This window comes from Microvirga sp. P4_G7, from assembly GCF_056401005.1.
In genome coordinates, this window is record NZ_JBFUKD010000878.1 from 1 (window position 1) to 1,295 (window position 1,295).

At 63.6% G+C, this 1,295-nt stretch carries 1 protein-coding gene; it reads right to left on the reverse strand.

The window, feature by feature from the left end; genetic code table 11:
- Positions 1-1,220 (reverse strand): DEAD/DEAH box helicase (locus AC1DT3_RS21570; RefSeq protein ID WP_477467229.1); only part of this gene is annotated, 1,220 nt, incomplete at its 3' end.
- Between the last annotated feature and the right edge of the window lie 75 nt (positions 1,221-1,295).

Genomic DNA, 1,295 nt, shown 5'->3' on the forward strand with positions numbered 1-1,295 from the left:
TGATGGCCGCGTGCATGCGGTGCCGGGCGCGAACGCTGCGGCTGCTCACGACGCGGTTCGCGAAGCTCGGATGCCGGAATCGGAGCCGGCATATCCGCCGGAAGCGGCATCACCGGAACCTTCAGACGCGTCAGCTTTTCGATGTCGCGCAGATAGGCGCGCTCTTCGTCGTTACAGAACGAAATCGCGAGACCAGTCGCACCAGCGCGAGCCGTACGGCCGATCCGGTGGACATAGGATTCCGGTACGTTCGGCAAATCGTAGTTGATGACGTGCGATACGCCATCGACGTCGATACCGCGGGCGGCAATGTCCGTCGCTACGAGAACGCGGCACGTCCCGGCCCGGAAGGCCGCCAGAGCGCGTTCGCGCTGCGGCTGGGACTTGTTGCCGTGGATCGCCGCGGCGGCGATGCCGACCTTCTCGAGATACCGGACGACCTTGTCCGCGCCGTGCTTGGTGCGGGAGAAGACGAGTACGCGATCGATGGTCTCATCGCGCAGAACCGCTTCGAGCAAAGGCGACTTCTGGCCGGTCTGCACGAAAATGACGCTCTGCTCGACTCGCTCCGCCGTCGTCGCGACGGGCGTGACCGCGACTTTGGCGGGGTTGCGAAGAAAATCGTCGGCAAGCGACGCGATCGTCTTCGGCATCGTCGCCGAGAAGAACAGGCTCTGGCGCTCTTTCGGAAGAAGCTTCACGACCCGCTTCAGGGCGTGAATGAATCCGAGATCGAGCATCTGGTCCGCTTCGTCGAGAACCAGGATTTCGACTTCGCGCAAGCTGAGCGCATTGCGGTCGATCAGATCGAGCAGGCGCCCCGGCGTTGCGACGAGAATATCGACGCCGTTGGAAAGGTCGCGCTCCTGCTTGCCGATATTGACGCCGCCGAACACGACGGCGGTCGTCAGGCGGAGATGGCGTCCGTACGTGCGGAAGCTGTCGGCGATCTGGCTTGCGAGCTCTCGGGTGGGGCTCAAGACCAGCGTGCGGCAGGTCTTGCGAGTCAGCTGACCGCGGCTCGCGTCGAGGCGATGAAGAATCGGCAGGGCGAAGGCCGCCGTCTTGCCGGTACCGGTCTGGGCGATGCCGCACAGATCACGGCCTTGGAGGACATGCGGAATGGCTTGCGCCTGGATCGGCGTCGGCTTCTCGTAGCCTTCGCCAGCAAGCGCCTTCAGGATCGGCTGGGCCAATCCGAAATCAGTAAAGAGGGTCATAAATGTCTTTCGAGACAAGGCGGCAAGCCGAAGCGCCGTGCGCAGGTAATAGGCGTTTGGCGCAGGGAAAAGGGG